The organism is Streptomyces sp. WAC03905 (assembly GCF_057371075.1).
In genome coordinates this window covers 7,130,430-7,145,531 of record NZ_JBXYDZ010000003.1, presented here as the reverse complement: position 1 = coordinate 7,145,531, position 15,102 = coordinate 7,130,430, and the positions used below count along the sequence as shown (strand labels likewise).

General features: G+C 72.8%; 14 protein-coding genes and 1 pseudogene. 5 read left to right on the top strand and 10 right to left on the bottom strand.

Annotated elements, in window-relative coordinates:
• Positions 1-20 precede the first annotated feature (20 nt).
• From AC2RP6_RS34760 to AC2RP6_RS34745, 4 genes are all read right to left on the bottom strand, one after another.
• Positions 21-362 (bottom strand): alpha-amylase, encoded by a 342-nt coding sequence (locus AC2RP6_RS34760; protein ID WP_486449798.1) that lies wholly within the window; start codon positions 360-362, stop codon positions 21-23.
• Between the two features lie 132 nt (positions 363-494).
• Positions 495-1,073: a HutD/Ves family protein gene (locus AC2RP6_RS34755; RefSeq protein ID WP_486449797.1), complete on the bottom strand. Its 579-nt coding sequence runs from the start codon at positions 1,071-1,073 to the stop codon at positions 495-497.
• Complete coding sequence (locus tag AC2RP6_RS34750) at positions 1,070-1,459, bottom strand: DUF4180 domain-containing protein (protein WP_486449796.1); 390 nt, start codon at positions 1,457-1,459, stop codon at positions 1,070-1,072. Before AC2RP6_RS34750 ends, AC2RP6_RS34755 begins: the two co-directional genes overlap by 4 nt.
• 11 nt (positions 1,460-1,470) lie before the next feature.
• Positions 1,471-1,908, bottom strand: a complete 438-nt coding sequence (locus AC2RP6_RS34745) for a MarR family winged helix-turn-helix transcriptional regulator (RefSeq protein WP_486449795.1) — start codon at positions 1,906-1,908, stop codon at positions 1,471-1,473.
• Between the two features lie 153 nt (positions 1,909-2,061).
• Between AC2RP6_RS34745 and AC2RP6_RS34740 the strand changes: the two genes are divergently transcribed.
• Both AC2RP6_RS34740 and AC2RP6_RS34735 read left to right on the top strand, forming a co-directional pair.
• Positions 2,062-3,576: an MFS transporter gene (locus AC2RP6_RS34740; protein WP_486449794.1), complete on the top strand. Its 1,515-nt coding sequence runs from the start codon at positions 2,062-2,064 to the stop codon at positions 3,574-3,576.
• An 80-nt stretch (positions 3,577-3,656) separates the two neighbouring features.
• The gene (locus AC2RP6_RS34735; protein WP_486449793.1) at positions 3,657-4,175 is read left to right on the top strand and encodes a mycothiol transferase; all 519 of its coding nucleotides are present in this window, start codon (positions 3,657-3,659) and stop codon (positions 4,173-4,175) included.
• A gap of 30 nt (positions 4,176-4,205) precedes the next feature.
• Here AC2RP6_RS34735 and AC2RP6_RS34730 read toward each other — a convergent pair whose 3' ends face one another.
• The 3 genes and pseudogenes from AC2RP6_RS34730 to AC2RP6_RS34720 all read right to left on the bottom strand — a co-directional run bounded on the left by AC2RP6_RS34730 (position 4,206) and on the right by AC2RP6_RS34720 (position 6,941).
• Positions 4,206-4,622, bottom strand: coding sequence for a hypothetical protein (locus AC2RP6_RS34730; protein ID WP_486449792.1), 417 nt, complete (start codon positions 4,620-4,622; stop codon positions 4,206-4,208).
• 173 nt (positions 4,623-4,795) lie between these two features.
• Complete coding sequence (locus AC2RP6_RS34725; RefSeq protein ID WP_486449791.1) at positions 4,796-5,458, bottom strand: NADPH-dependent F420 reductase; 663 nt, start codon at positions 5,456-5,458, stop codon at positions 4,796-4,798.
• 122 nt (positions 5,459-5,580) lie between these two features.
• Positions 5,581-6,941, bottom strand: a pseudogene (locus AC2RP6_RS34720) (ferredoxin--NADP reductase domain-containing protein).
• Between the two features lie 217 nt (positions 6,942-7,158).
• Here AC2RP6_RS34720 and AC2RP6_RS34715 point away from each other — a divergent pair.
• The 3 genes from AC2RP6_RS34715 to AC2RP6_RS34705 all read left to right on the top strand — a co-directional run bounded on the left by AC2RP6_RS34715 (position 7,159) and on the right by AC2RP6_RS34705 (position 8,998).
• Complete coding sequence (locus AC2RP6_RS34715; protein ID WP_030654357.1) at positions 7,159-7,350, top strand: DUF5302 domain-containing protein; 192 nt, start codon at positions 7,159-7,161, stop codon at positions 7,348-7,350.
• Between the two features lie 175 nt (positions 7,351-7,525).
• A complete protein-coding gene (locus AC2RP6_RS34710) occupies positions 7,526-7,939 on the top strand; it encodes a rodlin (protein WP_486449790.1) in 414 nt (137 codons plus the stop codon).
• Positions 7,940-8,080: 141 nt separating this feature from the next.
• Positions 8,081-8,998, top strand: a complete 918-nt coding sequence (locus AC2RP6_RS34705) for a glycoside hydrolase family 19 protein (protein ID WP_486449789.1) — start codon at positions 8,081-8,083, stop codon at positions 8,996-8,998.
• Between the two features lie 18 nt (positions 8,999-9,016).
• Here AC2RP6_RS34705 and AC2RP6_RS34700 read toward each other — a convergent pair whose 3' ends face one another.
• From AC2RP6_RS34700 to AC2RP6_RS34690, 3 genes are all read right to left on the bottom strand, one after another.
• A complete protein-coding gene (locus AC2RP6_RS34700; RefSeq protein ID WP_486449788.1) occupies positions 9,017-11,785 on the bottom strand; it encodes a helix-turn-helix transcriptional regulator in 2,769 nt (922 codons plus the stop codon).
• A 235-nt stretch (positions 11,786-12,020) separates the two neighbouring features.
• Positions 12,021-13,787: a S8 family peptidase gene (locus AC2RP6_RS34695; protein ID WP_486450554.1), complete on the bottom strand. Its 1,767-nt coding sequence runs from the start codon at positions 13,785-13,787 to the stop codon at positions 12,021-12,023.
• A 444-nt stretch (positions 13,788-14,231) separates the two neighbouring features.
• A complete protein-coding gene (locus AC2RP6_RS34690) occupies positions 14,232-14,999 on the bottom strand; it encodes a DUF1838 family protein (RefSeq protein WP_486449787.1) in 768 nt (255 codons plus the stop codon).
• Positions 15,000-15,102: the final 103 nt, after the last annotated feature.

Sequence of the window (15,102 nt, the reverse complement as noted above, 5' to 3'; positions counted from 1 at the left end):
CCCGGCCGGATCCCGTGGACTCAGGAGCCGTGAACGGGAACGACGGTGGGATCGCAGGTCCGCAGCGCCGTGACGTAGTTGCCTCCCGTCCCGTAGCCGGAGAAGGTCGCCCGGCCGCCGGATTCGATCACGCGGCACGGCGCCCACTGGCCATTCGTGTACTCGACCGTGACGGAGACGGTGGCGCCGCAGTCGTTGTGGACATCGGTGTAGCGCCAGCTCTGGACGTACTCCACGCACTCGGGAGCCGGCGAGCCGGTGGTCGCCCAGGCGGCCGGGGCGGAGGCGAGGGCCAGGTAACCCGCCGCCGCGGGCACGGTGACCATGAGGAGGGAACGCGGTATGCGCGTGTGGTGTGCCATGCCGCGCATCTTCGGCCCACGAGGGCATCCATGCAAGTTTCTGAAAGCATTTTCAGACAAGCCCCGCATGCCTGCAACATCCCGCAGTTCAGCGGGGGTTCCGATGCGTGCAAGCAAGTGCCGACGAGCGCCTCAGCGCAGGCGCACCACAGCGGCGTGACCTGCGGTGCGGACGGTACCGGCGAAGGCGCCCCGGACCAGGGCGGCGTCGTGGAGGCCGAGGGCGTGACCCGGGCCCCACGGCGCCCCGAGCGTCACCGTCCCGTCCAGGGCGACCACCAGCAGGGTCTCGCCCGCTTCGGCGGCGACGGCGAGCCGTCCCCGTACGACGGCGGTCTCGGCCGTCGCCGCTCCGCGGCGGTGCATCACGTTGAAGTTCACGACCGGGCCCGAGACGAGCCGGCAGTCGGTCGGCTCGTCCCCGGCGAAGTCCTGCGGCGCGAAGCGCTCGTCCACGATCCGGTGGGCGCCGCCCACCACGAGGTCCATCCCGGCGCCCTCGGCGAGCGTGAGGGTGCGGTCGATCCCGGGGAAGGCCGAGAAGGGGCCGTCCGCGGCCACTTCGGCCAGGCTCGCCCGCCAGCGGAAGGAGTCCATGCCGGCGCCCGCGGGCCACGCGGCGATCTCCCGGGTGACTCCCCCGCCGTTCTTCCACACCGTGGCGGGGCGGTCGGCCGCGCGCAGGACGTGGACCTCGCCGCCGCCGTTCACGCGCCGGTCCCGTTCCCGGTCCGCACTGCGGTCAGCCGCTCGCGCAGCTCCCAGGCGTCGGCGAGGAACCACGTCCGGCGCCCCCGGTTGCACTCGCGGACGAAGTCCCGCAGCGCCGTACTGGCTTCGATGTGACGGGAGATGTCACCGAGGACGACCACGCCCACCCGGTACTGGACGAACTTCTGGATGATGCCACCCGCGACCCCGGTGCTCAGCCGGAAGAACGACTCGTCGAGGCGCTCCACGGGGATCACGGCCCACTCGGCACCCTGGTAGGAGGCATTGCCGATGCAGTCGAGGGCCTCGCGTTCGCCCGCGATGGTCTCGCCCTCGGCCCCGCACATCAGGACGGGCACGTCATCGATCGCCTGAAGGGTGTCCACGGGGGTCGAGACTAGCTCCTCTCCATCGACGGGCGCAGGCGGGCCAGCAGGCCGTAGAGCGTGGCGCTCTCGGCTTCGTCGAGGCCGTCGAGCGCGCCGTGCGCCGCCTGCATCGCCTCGCGTACGCGGCGGATGACCTGTCGGCCCGCGTCCGTGGCCACCACGTTCTTCACGCGCCGGTCGGCGGGGTCCGGCTCGCGGCGCACCAGCTCACGGGCCTCCAGCCGGTCCACGATGCCCGTCACGTTGGAGGCGTCACACACCAGCAGGACGGCGAGGCCCCGCATGGGCACCGGGCCGTCCAGCTGGGCGAGGACCCGGGCCTGGGTGGGGGTGAGGCCGTGCTGGGCCGCGGCAGCGGCGAACTCGCGCCACTGGGCGGTACCGATGGCGGCGAGCAGCTCCAGCAGCTCGACCTTCGTGGGGGTCTGGGTGGCGGTCTCGCTCATACCCCGAGCCTACTCAGAATGCTTGACATTATCAATTGTTTACTTGACGACCTCAAATATCGACCTCTACCTTCGATCGAGTTACTTGATGACATCAAACATCGCCGTTCCGAAGCTCTGCAGCTCCGAAACACGAAGAAGGTCCCCGCAGCCATGAGCACCCCCTCCCCAGCCGCCCCGGCCTCCGGACAGCGCAACGAGACGGTCATCGTCTTCGCCCTGAGCCTCGCCGCGATGGTCGTGTCGATGATGCAGACCCTGCCGGTCCCCATCCTCGGCCTGATCCGCGACGATCTGGGTACCTCGACCGCCAACGTGAGCTGGGTGACCACCGCGACCCTGCTCTCGGCGGCCGTCTTCACCCCGCTGCTCGGCCGCTTCGGTGACCAGCACGGCAAGAAGCCCACCCTGGTCGCCGTCCTCGGCGTGATGGTCGCCGGCTCCGTCCTCACCGCGCTGGCCTCCTCGCTGCCGCTGCTCATCGTCGGTCGCGTCCTCCAGGGGGCCGCCACGGCGATCTTCCCGCTGGCGCTCTCGGTGCTGCGCGAGGAAGTCCGGCCGCAGAAGCTGCCCGGCGCGATGGCGCTGGTCAGCGGCACGCTCGCGTTCGGCAGCGGCCTCGCGCTCGTGGCGACCGGACTGCTCACCTCCGGGCCCGACGCCGACTACCGCAACGCCTTCTGGATGGCGACCGGCCTCGCGGCGCTCGCCCTGCTCGCGGTGGTCGTCCTCGTTCCCGCCACCCGCACCAAGACCGGCGGGCGCACCGACGTCCTCGGCGCGCTGACCCTCGGTGCCGCACTGCTGCTGCTCCTGCTGGCGATCTCGCAGGGCCACGAGTGGGGCTGGACCTCCGGCCGTACGCTGGGCAGCTTCGCCGGCGCCGCCGTCATGGCCGCCGTGTGGGTCGTCACCGAGCTCAAGGTCCGCGAGCCCCTGGTCGACATGGGGATGTTCGTGCACCGCCCCGTCCTCATGGCCAACCTGTCGGGTCTCCTGGTCGGCTTCGGAATGTTCGCGAGCTTCCTCGGGGTCTCGTACCTCGTGCAGATGCCCGAGGCCCTCACCGGCTACGGCTTCGACGCGTCGATCCTGCGCGCCTCGGTGGAGTTCCTGCTGCCCAGCGCGATCGTCTCGCTGCTCGCCTCGCCCGTCGGCGGCCAGATCGTGCGGCACCGCGGCCCCCGCGTGGCCCTGGGCGTGGCCGCCGTACTGGGCGCGGTCGGCTTCGGATGGCTCGTCCTGGACCACGGCCACGCCTTCTCGGTGATCGGATCCGGCCTGGTCGTCGGCGCTGCCGTCAGCTTCGGCTACGCCGCCATGCCCGCCGTGATCATGTCGAACGTTCCGCCGCACCAGAGCGGCATCGCCAACGGCATCAACTCGATCTCCCGCTCGACGGGCAGTGCGATCGGCAGTGCCGTCGTGACCACGATCCTGGCGTCCAAGACCATCGAGCACCTCCCCGCGGGCGTTCCCCCGCTGCCCGCCGAGTCGGGCTTCACCCTCACCTTCGGGATCGGGGCCGTGGCCTTCGCCCTGGTCGGGGTGATCGGCTGGCTCGGACTGCGCGGCGGACGGCCCGTCGCCGCCCCGGCCCCGGCGCCGACCGCCGCGGACGCGCCGGCAGCGGTCGCCGAGCCCGCCAAGGCCGACGCCGCCGGCTGACCCCGCGACCGCCGGCCCGGCGGCCCGCCCCCGCGTGTCGTTCGCGCCGGGCGGGCCGCCCCGCCTTGCATGGTGGGTGCATGAAGGCTACGGACGTCATCGCGGACGGGTTCGGTCGGATCCGGGAGGTCGTGCACGAGGCGGTGGAGGGTCTGCCGGCGGAGTTCCTGGACGCCCGCGTCGACCCGGAGGCGAACTCCATCACCTGGCTGGTCTGGCACCTGACCCGGATCCAGGACGACCACGTCGCGGCCGCCGCGGACCTGGAGCAGGTGTGGCTGACCGGGGGCTGGGCGGACCGGTTCGGGCTCCCCCTGCCCGCCGCGGCCACCGGCTACGGCCACTCCGCACGCCAGGCGGGCACCGTCCGGGTCGACTCGGGCGAGCTGCTCCTGGGCTACTTCGACGCGGTGCACGAGCAGACCCTGGGCTTCGTCCGGGGGCTGGCGGCCGCCGACCTCGACCGGGTGGTCGACGAGCGCTGGGACCCGCCGGTCACCCTCGGGGTCCGCCTGGTCAGCGTGCTCGCCGACGACCTCCAGCACGCCGGCCAGGCGGCCTACGTACGCGGCGTGCTGGAGCGGGGCCGGGGATCCTGAGCCCGCGGGTCCGGTCCCGCCGGACGCGGCTCAGAACGGGTCGATCGCCGTGCGGCCCGTGGTGGCAGCGCAGACGTCCCAGTGGTCCCCGGCGCGGCGCAGCTCCAGGAGCACCGCGACCGGGTCGCCACCGTCCGGCGTGAGGTCCACGTTGACGGCGGCGCTGTCGCCGGTCTCGGTGGAGGACACGATGTCGTGCCCGAAGCGGGGTGCGAGGCCGTGCAGGGTGTCCGCGGGGTCGGGGGCGCCGCCGGGGCAGCCGCTGTCCGGTCCCGCAACCGGTGCGGGCCCGCCGCCGCCCACCGCGTCGAGGTACTGGTCCACCGCCCGGTGCAGCGGGCTGCGCCCCACGGCCCCGGCCCCGGTGAACACGACCACCATGACGATCGCGGCCACCAGCAGCGGCAGCCCCACCGCCAGAGCCACCAGTCCTCGGCCTGTCCGCACAGCCCCGTCCTTTCGCCCCCGGCCGGTCGCTCCCGGTCCGGCCTTCCCCGTATGCCCGCACAGACGCCGCGGCACCGCCGGCCGTTCCCGCCCCCGGCCCGGACCGTCCGGTCGCCCGGACGGGGTGCGCACGGCCCGGAGCCGGGGCCGGGGGGAGGCGCGGCGCAGGGCGGTCAGCCGCGGAATTCCTCCGTGCGGACCGGAGAGGCCTCGGCGAGCGCCCGGGTGACGCCTTCGACGCCGTCGCGGAGTCCGTAGACGGGCGTGCCGGGCTGCTGCCGCCAGGAGTCGTCGAGGCCGCCGGAGTCGACCGAGTCGAAGCCGAGTTCCCCGATGAGGTCCCGTACCGCCTTCTTGGCCGTCTCGTCGTCGCCCGCTACGGGCAGCGCCATGCGGTCCGGGGCCCCGGCCGGGCGGTGCCGGTCGAGGATGTCCTGGGCGTAGGTGCCGTTGAAGGCCTTGATCACGGGGTGACCGAGCTGCCGCTCGGTCCAGCGGCTCTCCGTCAGGCCCTCGTCCTCCACGCCCGCGATCCGGCCGTCGCGCCGGCGCGGGTAGTAGTTGCCGGTGTCGATGACCACGAGGCCCGGGGCCGCCGCGTCGAAGAGGCCGGCGGGCAGGTCCGGCACGTTCTTGTACGGGATGGTCACGACGACGATCTCGGCGCCGCGCGCGGCCTCGGCCACGGGGACGGGGGTGGCGCCGGTCTCCTCCGCGAGGGCGGTGAGGGTCTCGGGCCCCCGCGAGTTGGCCACCGCGACCTCGTGCCCGAGGGCGGTGAGCCGGCGCGTGAGGTTGCCGCCGATGTTGCCCGCGCCGATGATGCCGATCTTCATGAGCTCTCCAGTGCCTGCGGGGTCGGTGTCGTGCTCGACTCCAACTCCCTTCGGCGGCTGGGCATTCCGCTCCGGAGGACGCCAAGGGGGCGGACACCCGTTCGGGTGTCCGCCCCTGGGGGTCAGGCTCCGCTCGCGTCGAGCATGTCCTCGCGCTCCACGATCTTCACGCGCGCACGGCCCTGCGGCTCTCCGAGCGCCTTCTCGGCCGCGTCCAGCCGGTACCAGCCCTCCCACGTCGTGCAGCGCACGCCGCGCTCGGCGAGGAAGGCCTCCACCGCGGCCGGCTCGGGCGACGCCGGCGTACCCAGGCGGCCCTCCGCGTGGTCGGCGAGCAGGTTCGCGACGGTCTCGTTCGCGTCGCCCTTGGTGTGGCCGATCAGACCGATCGGACCGCGCCGGATCCAGCCGGTGACGTAGATCGACTGCATGGGGCCGCCGGCGTCGATGACGCGGCCGCCCTCGTCCGGGACCGTGCCGGACTCGACGTCCCAGGGCAGCTTCGGCAGCTCGTCGGAGAGGTAGCCGACCGCGCGGTACACGGACTGCACGTCCCAGTCGGTGAACCGGCCGGTGCCCTTGACGTTGCCGGTGCCGTCCAGCTCCGTGCGCTCGGTCCGCAGGCCCACGACCTTGCCGTCCTCGCCGAGGATCTCGGAGGGCGACTCGAAGAAGTGCAGGAACAGCTTGTGCGGGCGGTCGCCGGTGTCGCGGATCGCCCAGTTCTCCAGGGTCTTCGCGACCATGTCGGTCTGCTTGTTGCCGCGCCGCTCGGCGATCGAGCCCTCGTCGTAGTCGATGTCCTCGGGGTTGACGATGACCTCGATGTTGGGCGAGTGGTCCAGCTCGCGCAGCTCCATGGGGCTGAACTTGGCCTGGGCCGGGCCGCGCCGGCCGAAGACGTGCACCTCGACGGCCTTGTTGGCCTTCAGGCCGTCGTAGACGTTGGCCGGGATCTCGGTGGGCAGCAGCTCGTCGGCGGTCTTCGCGAGGATGCGCGCGACGTCCAGGGCGACGTTGCCGACGCCGAGCACGGCGACCTTCTCGGCCTCCAGAGGCCAGGTGCGCGGTACGTCCGGGTGGCCGTCGTACCAGGAGACGAAGTCGGCGGCGCCGTAGGAGCCGTCCAGGTCGACGCCGGGGATGCGCAGCTCGCGGTCGGCCGTGGCGCCGGTGGAGAAGATCACAGCGTCGTAGAAGGACCGCAGCTCGTCGAGGCTGATGTCGCCCGGGTAGTCGACGTTGCCGAAGAGGCGGACCTGCGGCTTGTCGAGCACCTGGTGCAGAGCGGTGATGATGCCCTTGATGCGCGGGTGGTCGGGGGCGACGCCGTAGCGGATCAGGCCGAAGGGGGCGGGCATGCGCTCGAAGATGTCTATGGACACACCGGGCTCGACGGCGGCCTCGGACTTCAGCAGCGCGTCGGCGGCGTAGATGCCGGCCGGGCCTGCTCGACGATTGCTACCCGCAGAGGGCGAGGCATGGCAGGGGTTCCCTTCGAGCGACGGCAAGGTGGATCAAGGTGGATCAAAGGGAACCCTAAACGAAGGTAAGCCTAACCCAGCACCCGGTGTCGGTTTATGGCCCCATAACCACATCTTATGACTCCCCCAAGCGAGACTTGGGGTCTGCGGGAACTCGCTGGTCAGCCCGTACCGCGACTGACAGACTGGGTCGGCTTGATCACTCCAGGAGGACGAATGGCTGACGAAGCAGGCACACCGCAGGACGAGTCCCCGGCCGAAGCGGCCAAGCGCCGGTTCCGGGAGGCCCTGGAGCGCAACGCCGCGAAGGCGCACTCGCAGCAGTCCCACCAGAACCGGGCCAAGGTCCAGGGCTCCAGCAGCGCCGCGAGCGGCAAGAACAAGAAGGTCCGCCGCAAGAGCGGCTGACACCCGGGACGCCGGCCGGGCCCGGCCGCACGGAGGCGGTGGGCCGGGCCCGGCCCGGCGGACCATTGGGCCACACGGGTGAGGGGGCATAACCCCGGGCACCGTCAGCAGTTGATCAGCGCGTCCCGCCGTGGGCAGCTATCTCACGCGACAGTGCGACCGAAGGATCCCCCAGATGCTCAAGAAGTTCATGGCCACCGCCGCCGCCACCGCCGCCGTGCTCGGCGCGGGTGCCGCCGCCGCCTCGCCCGCGATGGCGATCGGCAACGACAACGGCGTCAACACCGTGAACGGCAACGACGCGGCGCAGATCTACGGCAACCAGGAGACCCGCGGCAACATGAGCCCGCAGCTGGCTCCGATCCAGGGCTCCCTCAACAAGCTCTGCGTCGGCCTGCCGGCGAAGGTCAACGCCCAGTCCCTGGTCGCGGTCCTCGCCAACGTCGGCGTCCAGGACGTCAACGTCCTGTCCAACCCGCAGAACCAGCAGTGCGCCGAGAACTCCACCCAGGCCAAGGGTGACGAGTCCCTCTCGCACATCGCCAGCAACATCCCGGTCCTCTCCGGCAACCTCTCCGCCGGCAGCTGATCGGATCTTTCGCGCCGGTGTCACGCGTCACGCGTGGCACCGGCGCTTTCCTTTGGTCTAGACCTTGACAGGTTCAGACCATTCCGTTTCAGTGGGCGTCATTGCCCCCACGGCAAGTCCCCCCACCGAAGGAGCAGTTACGTGATACGTGCGCTTCGCCGCCGCGCCCTCGGCCTGGTCGCCGCCGCGGCCGTCACGGCCGGTCTCGCCATCGCCCTCCCCTCCTCCCCCGCCGCCGCGGCGGCTCCCTGCGCCTCGCCCTGGGCCTCGTCCGCCGTCTACACGAACGGCATGAGCGCCTCGTACGGCGGCCGCAACTGGCAGGCCAAGTGGTGGACCCAGGGCGAGACCCCCGGCACCACCGGCCAGTGGGGCGTCTGGTCGGACCAGGGCGTCTGCGGCGGCGGTGGCCAGGACCCGGACCCGGATCCCGACCCGTCCGGATTCGTCGTCTCCGAGGCCCAGTTCAACCAGATGTTCCCGAACCGCAATCCCTTCTACACCTACAACGGCCTGGTCGCGGCGCTGTCCGCGTACCCCGGCTTCGCCAGGACCGGGGACGACACCGTGAAGCGGCGTGAAGCCGCAGCCTTCCTCGCGAACGTCTCCCACGAGACCGGCGGCCTCGTCCACATCGTGGAGCAGAACACCGCCAACTACCCCCACTACTGCGACGCGACGCAGCCCTACGGCTGTCCGGCCGGACAGGCCGCCTACTACGGTCGCGGCCCGATCCAGCTCAGCTGGAACTTCAACTACAAGGCGGCCGGCGACGCCCTGGGCATCAACCTGCTCGCCAACCCCTACCTCGTGGAACAGGACCCGGCCGTCGCCATGAAGACGGCCCTCTGGTACTGGAACACCCAGAACGGCCCGGGCACGATGACCGCCCACGCCGCCATGGTGAACGGCGCGGGCTTCGGCGAGACCATCCGCTCCATCAACGGCTCCCTGGAGTGCAACGGCGGCAACCCCGCCCAGGTCCAGAGCCGGATCTCGAAGTACCAGAGCTTCACCCAGCTCCTCGGCGTGACCCCGGGCAACAACCTCAGCTGCTGACGGGCGCCGCGGCCGCGGTCACCGCGTGCGCAGCGCGGTGGCCAGCTGGGCGCGGGAGCGCACGTCGAGCTTCTGGTAGATGCGGGTCAGCCGGGCCTCGACGGTCTTGACGCTGAGGAACAGCTTGGCCGCGGCCTCCTGGTTGCTGGCGCCCTGGCTCACGAGCACCGCGAGGCGCGTCTCGGCGTCGGTCAGGACCGCGGCCGCGGAGGCCAGGGGGCCGGCCCCGTCACCGGGTACCGGCTCCCGCGCCAGTTCGCTCCAGGGGGCGGCTCCGGCCCGTTCGAACACCTCGGCCGCGGCCCGGAGGGCGGCGCGGGCGGGTGCCCGGCGACGGCGACGGCGCTCCACCCGGGCGAGGGCGAGCAGGGTGCGGCCCCGTTCCAGCGGCAGCCGCAGGGCGTCGAAGCGCTGCGCGGTGTCCTCCAGGAGGCGGACGGCGGCGTCCGCGTCGCCCTGTGCGGACAGGCACAGCGCGGCGGCCCGGTCGAGGGCGGCGACGACTCCGGTACGGCCGAGCCCGAGGGCGACCGTACGGACGGGTCCGATCAGCTCGGCGGCCTCGCCGGGCGCGTCGGCGGCGATCAGGGCCTCGGCGAGTTCCCCGTGCCAGCGCAGGATCGACGGGTCCACCACCTGCTGGGCGGCCTCCAGTTCGGCGACCCGGCGCAGGGTGGCGACCGCTTTGGCGGCCTCACCCGTGGCCAGTTCGACGAGTCCGAGCGCGTGCAGGCTGCGGGAGAGGAAGACCTGGTCCTGTTCCTCCTGGGAGGCCTGGATGCCGCGACGCGCGTAGCCCTCGGCGCGCGCGAAACTTCCGCCCATGGTCTCGGCCGTCGCCGCGACGTACCAGGCGGGGCCGGGTGACAGGCCCGCCTCGATGGTCAGTTCCAAGGCGCGGCGGGCGTGGGCCGAAGCGGATTCGCAGCGGCCGCTGCGCAGTTCCACCTCGGTGAGGCTGCGCAGGACCTCGAAGACGTCCTCGGCGGAGCCGGTGCGCTGCACGGCCGGCAGCAGCACCATCAGCTGGCGCCGGGCGTCGTCGAGGCGGTCGTCGAAGAGGGCGTGCCGGACGGCGAGGTACTGCGGCGCGTTGCGCATGCCGAGCGGCACCCGGGGCGCGGGCAGGGCGAGCGCCTCGGCGAGGATCTCCTCCGCCCCGGCGTCGCCGAGGATGCGGCCCATGCGGGCCCGTACGGTCAGGGCCATGGCCTCGGCGGTCTGGTCGCCGCCGAGCGCGGCGAGGGCGCCGGCCTCGGCGGCGGCGTCCCGCGAGCGTACGGGGTCGCCGTCGCTGAGGTTGTGCTTCCAGGCGACCCGGAGCTGGACGGCGGCCTGCAGGGCGGGGTCCCCGGTCGCCTCGTCCATGGCGTACGCGAAGGTCTCGTCGAGCGCTCCGAGGGCCTGGCCGGCGGCGTCGATGACGGCGAGCCGGGCCCGTACCCGGTCGGCGGGCGAGGAGTCGCGGGCCAGGACGGCCCGGGTGGCGCGGCGGGCGAGGTCGGCGCGGCCGGCCCAGCCGGCGTCCTCGGCGGCGGTGACGAGGCGGGCCAGTTCCTCGCCGGCCAGCGAGGACGGCGTGCGTTCGGCGGCGAGCAGGCCCAGTTCGGCGGCGAGGGCCCGCTGACCGCGGCTGCGGCAGACCGCGGCCGCCTCGGTGATCTCCGCGGCGAGCCACTGGTCGGGGGTGTCGACGGCCAGCGCCCGGTGGCGTACGGCCTGGACCGGGTCGTCGACGGCGGCGGCCAGGGCCGCGTGTCCGGCGGCGCGTTCGGGCCAGCCTGCGTCGGCGGCGAGCGCGGTGGGCAGGGCGCCCGCGGTGAACTCGACGGACCCGTCCTCTCCCACCCTGACCAGCGCGGCCCGTTCCGCCTCGGCCAGCTCGGCCTCGGCGTCGGGGCGGCCGGCCCGCCGCAGCAGGGAGACGGTGGGGCGGGCGGCGAGGGCGGCGAGCAGCAGGGTGCGGCGGGCCTGGGCCGGGGCCCCGGCGAGGAGGCGGCGGGCGACCTCGCGGGCCTGCCCGGAGACGGGCAGGGGGTCGGCGTGGTGGGCGTTGCCGTCGCGGGCCTCGGCGGCTTCCGCGAGGGAGCGGCCGAGTGCGAGGGCGAGGCGCGGGTTGCCGCCGCTGGCCCGGTGGATCCGGCCGGCGAGGCGGGCGGGCAGTCCGTGGCGCAGGAGGAGTACGGCGACCTCGTCGGCGCCGAGCGGAGGAACGCGTACGGCGGGGACGCCGGGGCCGCAGAGGGGTTCGCCGACCGGTGCTCCGCCCTGGACGCGTTCGGCGGCCAGGACCCGCACGCGGGGCGGGGTGAGGCGCAGGGCGAAGCGGAGCAGGTCGGTGCTCTCGGCGTCGAGCCACTGGGCGTTGTCGATCACGAGGAGGACGGGTTGGCGGGCGGCGAGGGTGCGGAGCACCTCGACGAGGGCCAGGCGCAGCGCGACGTGGTCGCGGCCGGCCCGGGGGGCGTCGGCCTCGCGGCGCAGGAGGGCGATGGCGGTGCGCTGGGGCCCGGAGAGCTGTTCCACGTCGGCCGCGGGGACGGAGGCGAGGAGCGCCGCGGCGGAGGCCTCGGGTATCCACTGGTCGGCGGCCTCGGGGGCCAGGCGCAGTACGGTCTCGCGGCGGGACTCGGCCGCGGCCGCGACGGCGCGGACCACCTCGGTCTTGCCCGCGCCGGCGGGTCCGGTCAGGAGCGCCCGGCCGTGCGTGGTCAGCGCGCGGTCGACCGCCTTGATCAGTTCCTCGTGTCCGACACTTGTGTCAGCGTGCCCCGTCGCCGCCACCACGCACAGCCACCAGCCTTCCGGTCCCCAGCTCCTGTGCCCTTCCTGTGAGAGGCGAGAATACGAGGTCGGACGGCCGGTGGACCCGCTTTGTGACGCAGAATTCAGTCACAGGACGCGGAAAACCCGGCGGACCTGCCGATACCCGGAGTATCGGCAGGCCCGGGGATTCTATTGGTCCGTACTATCGCTCCGTCAGGCGGAGTTGGTGCCGGACCCCGAGGCGGCGGGAGCCGTCTCAGAAGGTGAGATTCCAGGAGTCGATCCTGCCGGTGTCGCCGCCGGCGTTGTCGTTGACCCGGAGCTTCCAGGTGCCGTTGGCGGCCTCGGAGGAGGCGTTGACGGTGTAGACCTGGTTGATGTTGTCGGTGCTGCCGCCGGCGCGGTTGTGCAGCGTGTAGACGGAACCGTCCGGGGCGACCAGGTCGACCTTCAGGTCACCGATGTAGGAGTGGACGATGTTCACGCCGACCTTGAGGGCGGCCGGGGCGTTGCCGGTCTTCCCGGTGACGGTGATCGGGCTCTCCACGGTGGTGTTGTCGCCGATGGTGAAGTCCGTGGTGTTCTCGAGGGCCGGGGTGGTGGGCGGCGTCGAGGTCACGGCGGCGACGGTCGCGGCGGCGTCGGCGAGGCCGGTGCCGCAGCCTCCGGTGCAGGTGCCGGCGAGCGGGCGGGCGTTGTTCTTGATCGCCGACTCGATCTGGGCCGGGGTCAGCGCGGAGTTCGCCGACTTCAGCAGCGCGGCGAGGCCGGCGACGTGCGGGGCGGCCATGCTGGTGCCCTGGTAGGGCTTGTAGATCTCGGCGCCCGGGGTGGTGGTGCCCGCGTTCAGGGACGAGAGGATCGCGTTCTCGGGGGTGGTGACGGTGCCGGGCGTGTCGGTGGCGCGGCGGGTCTCACCGCCCGGGGCGGCGACGTCGATGATCGCACCGTAGTTGGAGTAGTACGAGCGGTCCCCGGCGCGGTTGCTGGCGGCGACGTTGATCACGTTGTTGCAGCTGGCGGGCGAGTAGCCGGCCGCGTCGGCGTTGCTGTTGCCGGCGGCGACGACGACGGTCGTGCCGCGGGCGACGGCCGCGTTGATCGCGTTCTGGTAGCTGGTGCCGCAGGCGCCGGGGCCACCGAGGCTCATGTTGATGACCTTGGCCGGCGTGGCGTTGGCCGGCACGCCGGCGACGGAGCCGCCGGAGGCCCAGGTGATGGCGTCGACGATGTCCGAGGTGGAGCCGCCGCACTTGCCGAGCACGCGGACGGGCTGGATCTTCGCGCCGTAGGCGATGCCCGCGATGCCCTTGGAGTTGTTCGTGGCCGCGGCGATGGTGCCCGCGACGTGGGTGCCGTGCCAGGACGACGTGCTCGCCTTGGAGTTGAGGCCGCACTCGCCGTCGGTGGCGTTCCAGTCGCCCTCGTCGGCGGGGTTGCTGTCGCGGCCGCCGCCGTCACGGGCGTAGGCGGAGCTGCTGATGAAGTCGTAGCCGGCGACGATGTTCGGCGCGACGTCGGAGTGGGCGACGTAGCCGGTGTCGATCACGGCGACGGTGACGCCGGAGCCGGTGGTGGTGTCCCAGGCGGCCGGGACGTTCATGCCCGCGGTGGACTCGAAGAGGTCCCACTGCTTGGCGTACTCGGTGTCGTTCGGGGTCACGGCCGTGGCGTAGGCGCGGGTGTCGGGCTCGACGTAGGCGACGTCCGGGTCGGCACGGAACTGGGCCATCACGTCGGCGGCCTCGGCGGGAGCGACGGTTCCGCCGAGGTTCACGAGGGCGGCGCCGGTGCCGAGGCGGCGGTCGAACTTCGCCTTCTTGCCGGCCTTCTTGCCCTTGGCGGTGGCGTCGTCGGCGGCCGCGGAGTTGGAGCTGGCCTCGCTGGCGGACGACTTGTAGCCGACGATGAGGTTCTCGACGGGCGCCGTCGGGGCGAGCGCGGCGGCCGGGGCCGCGGCGGGGCCCTCGGAGGCCACGGCCACGGAGGCGGTGGCGGTGCCGGCGAGCAGGGTGACGGACATGGCCACGACGGATATGAGCCTGCGTCTCGTTGCGTGCACGTGTTCCCTTTCGAGGGCCGTTCCCGGGCAGACCGGAGCGGCCGGTCGGTGCAGTGTGGGGGTGGTTCCGGCGGCTGCGGGGCCGGGAGCGAGTTGGTCGGTCTCGCCCCGGCTGCCGCCGCACGCCACGTTGTCCCGGCCGCAACGGCGAGGCAGGGGCAACGGCGGTCCCGGCGGGCCTCCCCCGGCCGGTCGGTCTACACGCCATGTGGGGTTGGAGTGTGTACCGCCCGGTCCGGGGAAGATCGCCGGTGGGCAGACAGTAGGCAACGCGGGGATGAACTGGATACGGGGAAAACCCTTGTCCATCCCTCGCCGGTCCCCCCGGGGGCCCCTCAGTACGGGGTGTGAGCTGGTCTTTTGCGGTGCGCTCCGGGGCTCGTCGGGCCGCGGGCGCCGTGTCGGTCAGGACGCGCCGCGGGTCGGCGGGAAGAGCCTGCGGAAGGAGGTCCAGCTCGTCTCGTTCGGTTCGCTCCACTTCTCCGGTGCGTGGGCGAACTCGGGGTGGTGGTCGGCGATGTACGCGCGGGTGCGTTCGGGGGCCTGCTCGTAGGCGTCGAGCTTGCGGCCGCGGCAGTGGAAGGTGAGGCCTCCGGGACGAGCACCCTGCCGCATCCACGGCAGCCACGGGGACATACGGGTCCACGACATCGTCGCCGGGACGCTGTCCTCGTCGGTGCTCAGGGCGGTCGCGGGTGCGAAGAACTGGAAGAGTTCCAGCGCCCGGTAGGTGTCGTCGGCCGAGTGCTCCGGATACTCCTCGACCGGCAGCGGCGAGGGGTAGGCGAGCGGGATCTCCAGGCTGAAGCAGATCTGGTCGCCGAGGTCGGTCACGGGGATCGGGAAGGGGCGCCACTTCTGGTTGGCCGGGTCGTTCCAGACGTGGACGACGGTCTTGTCCTGCCAGGTCTCCATGATCTCGCGGGTGTCCGGGTCCAGGTAGAACGCGGCCTCGCGGGACAGCAGCCGGTAGCCGCCGTCCTCGTCCGCCACGAGACGGGAGACGTTGAGCCCCTCGAACCCGAAGAGCCGCCGGTAGGGCTCGCCCGGGGCCCAGGAATGCACGTCGCCGGTCCACCAGTAGGTGACCTCGCCGCCGTCGAGTCGGGCGCGGGTACGGGCGAACGCGTGCAGGAGCCCGGCGGGGGTCACGGCTGGTGTCACGGGTGTCATACGTCCACTGTGACCGCTCGTCGCACGGCCGGACAAGCAGCCCCACGGACAACCCCGGCCACTTCACGGCCGGTTGTACCGCCGGGCCGGTGCGCGCGGCTCC

Excerpts from the sequence above, each read along its gene's own strand:
- AC2RP6_RS34760 (WP_486449798.1), bottom strand. The coding sequence starts at position 362 with ATGGCACACCACACGCGCATACCGCGTTCCCTCCTCATGGTCACCGTG.
- AC2RP6_RS34740 (WP_486449794.1), top strand. The coding sequence starts at position 2,062 with ATGAGCACCCCCTCCCCAGCCGCCCCGGCCTCCGGACAGCGCAACGAG.
- AC2RP6_RS34715 (WP_030654357.1), top strand. The coding sequence starts at position 7,159 with ATGGCTGACGAAGCAGGCACACCGCAGGACGAGTCCCCGGCCGAAGCG.
- AC2RP6_RS34735 (WP_486449793.1), top strand. The coding sequence starts at position 3,657 with ATGAAGGCTACGGACGTCATCGCGGACGGGTTCGGTCGGATCCGGGAG.
- AC2RP6_RS34745 (WP_486449795.1), bottom strand. The coding sequence starts at position 1,908 with ATGAGCGAGACCGCCACCCAGACCCCCACGAAGGTCGAGCTGCTGGAG.
- AC2RP6_RS34725 (WP_486449791.1), bottom strand. The coding sequence starts at position 5,458 with ATGAAGATCGGCATCATCGGCGCGGGCAACATCGGCGGCAACCTCACG.
- AC2RP6_RS34710 (WP_486449790.1), top strand. The coding sequence starts at position 7,526 with ATGCTCAAGAAGTTCATGGCCACCGCCGCCGCCACCGCCGCCGTGCTC.
- AC2RP6_RS34695 (WP_486450554.1), bottom strand. The coding sequence starts at position 13,787 with ATGTCCGTCACCCTGCTCGCCGGCACCGCCACCGCCTCCGTGGCCGTG.
- AC2RP6_RS34690 (WP_486449787.1), bottom strand. The coding sequence starts at position 14,999 with ATGACACCCGTGACACCAGCCGTGACCCCCGCCGGGCTCCTGCACGCG.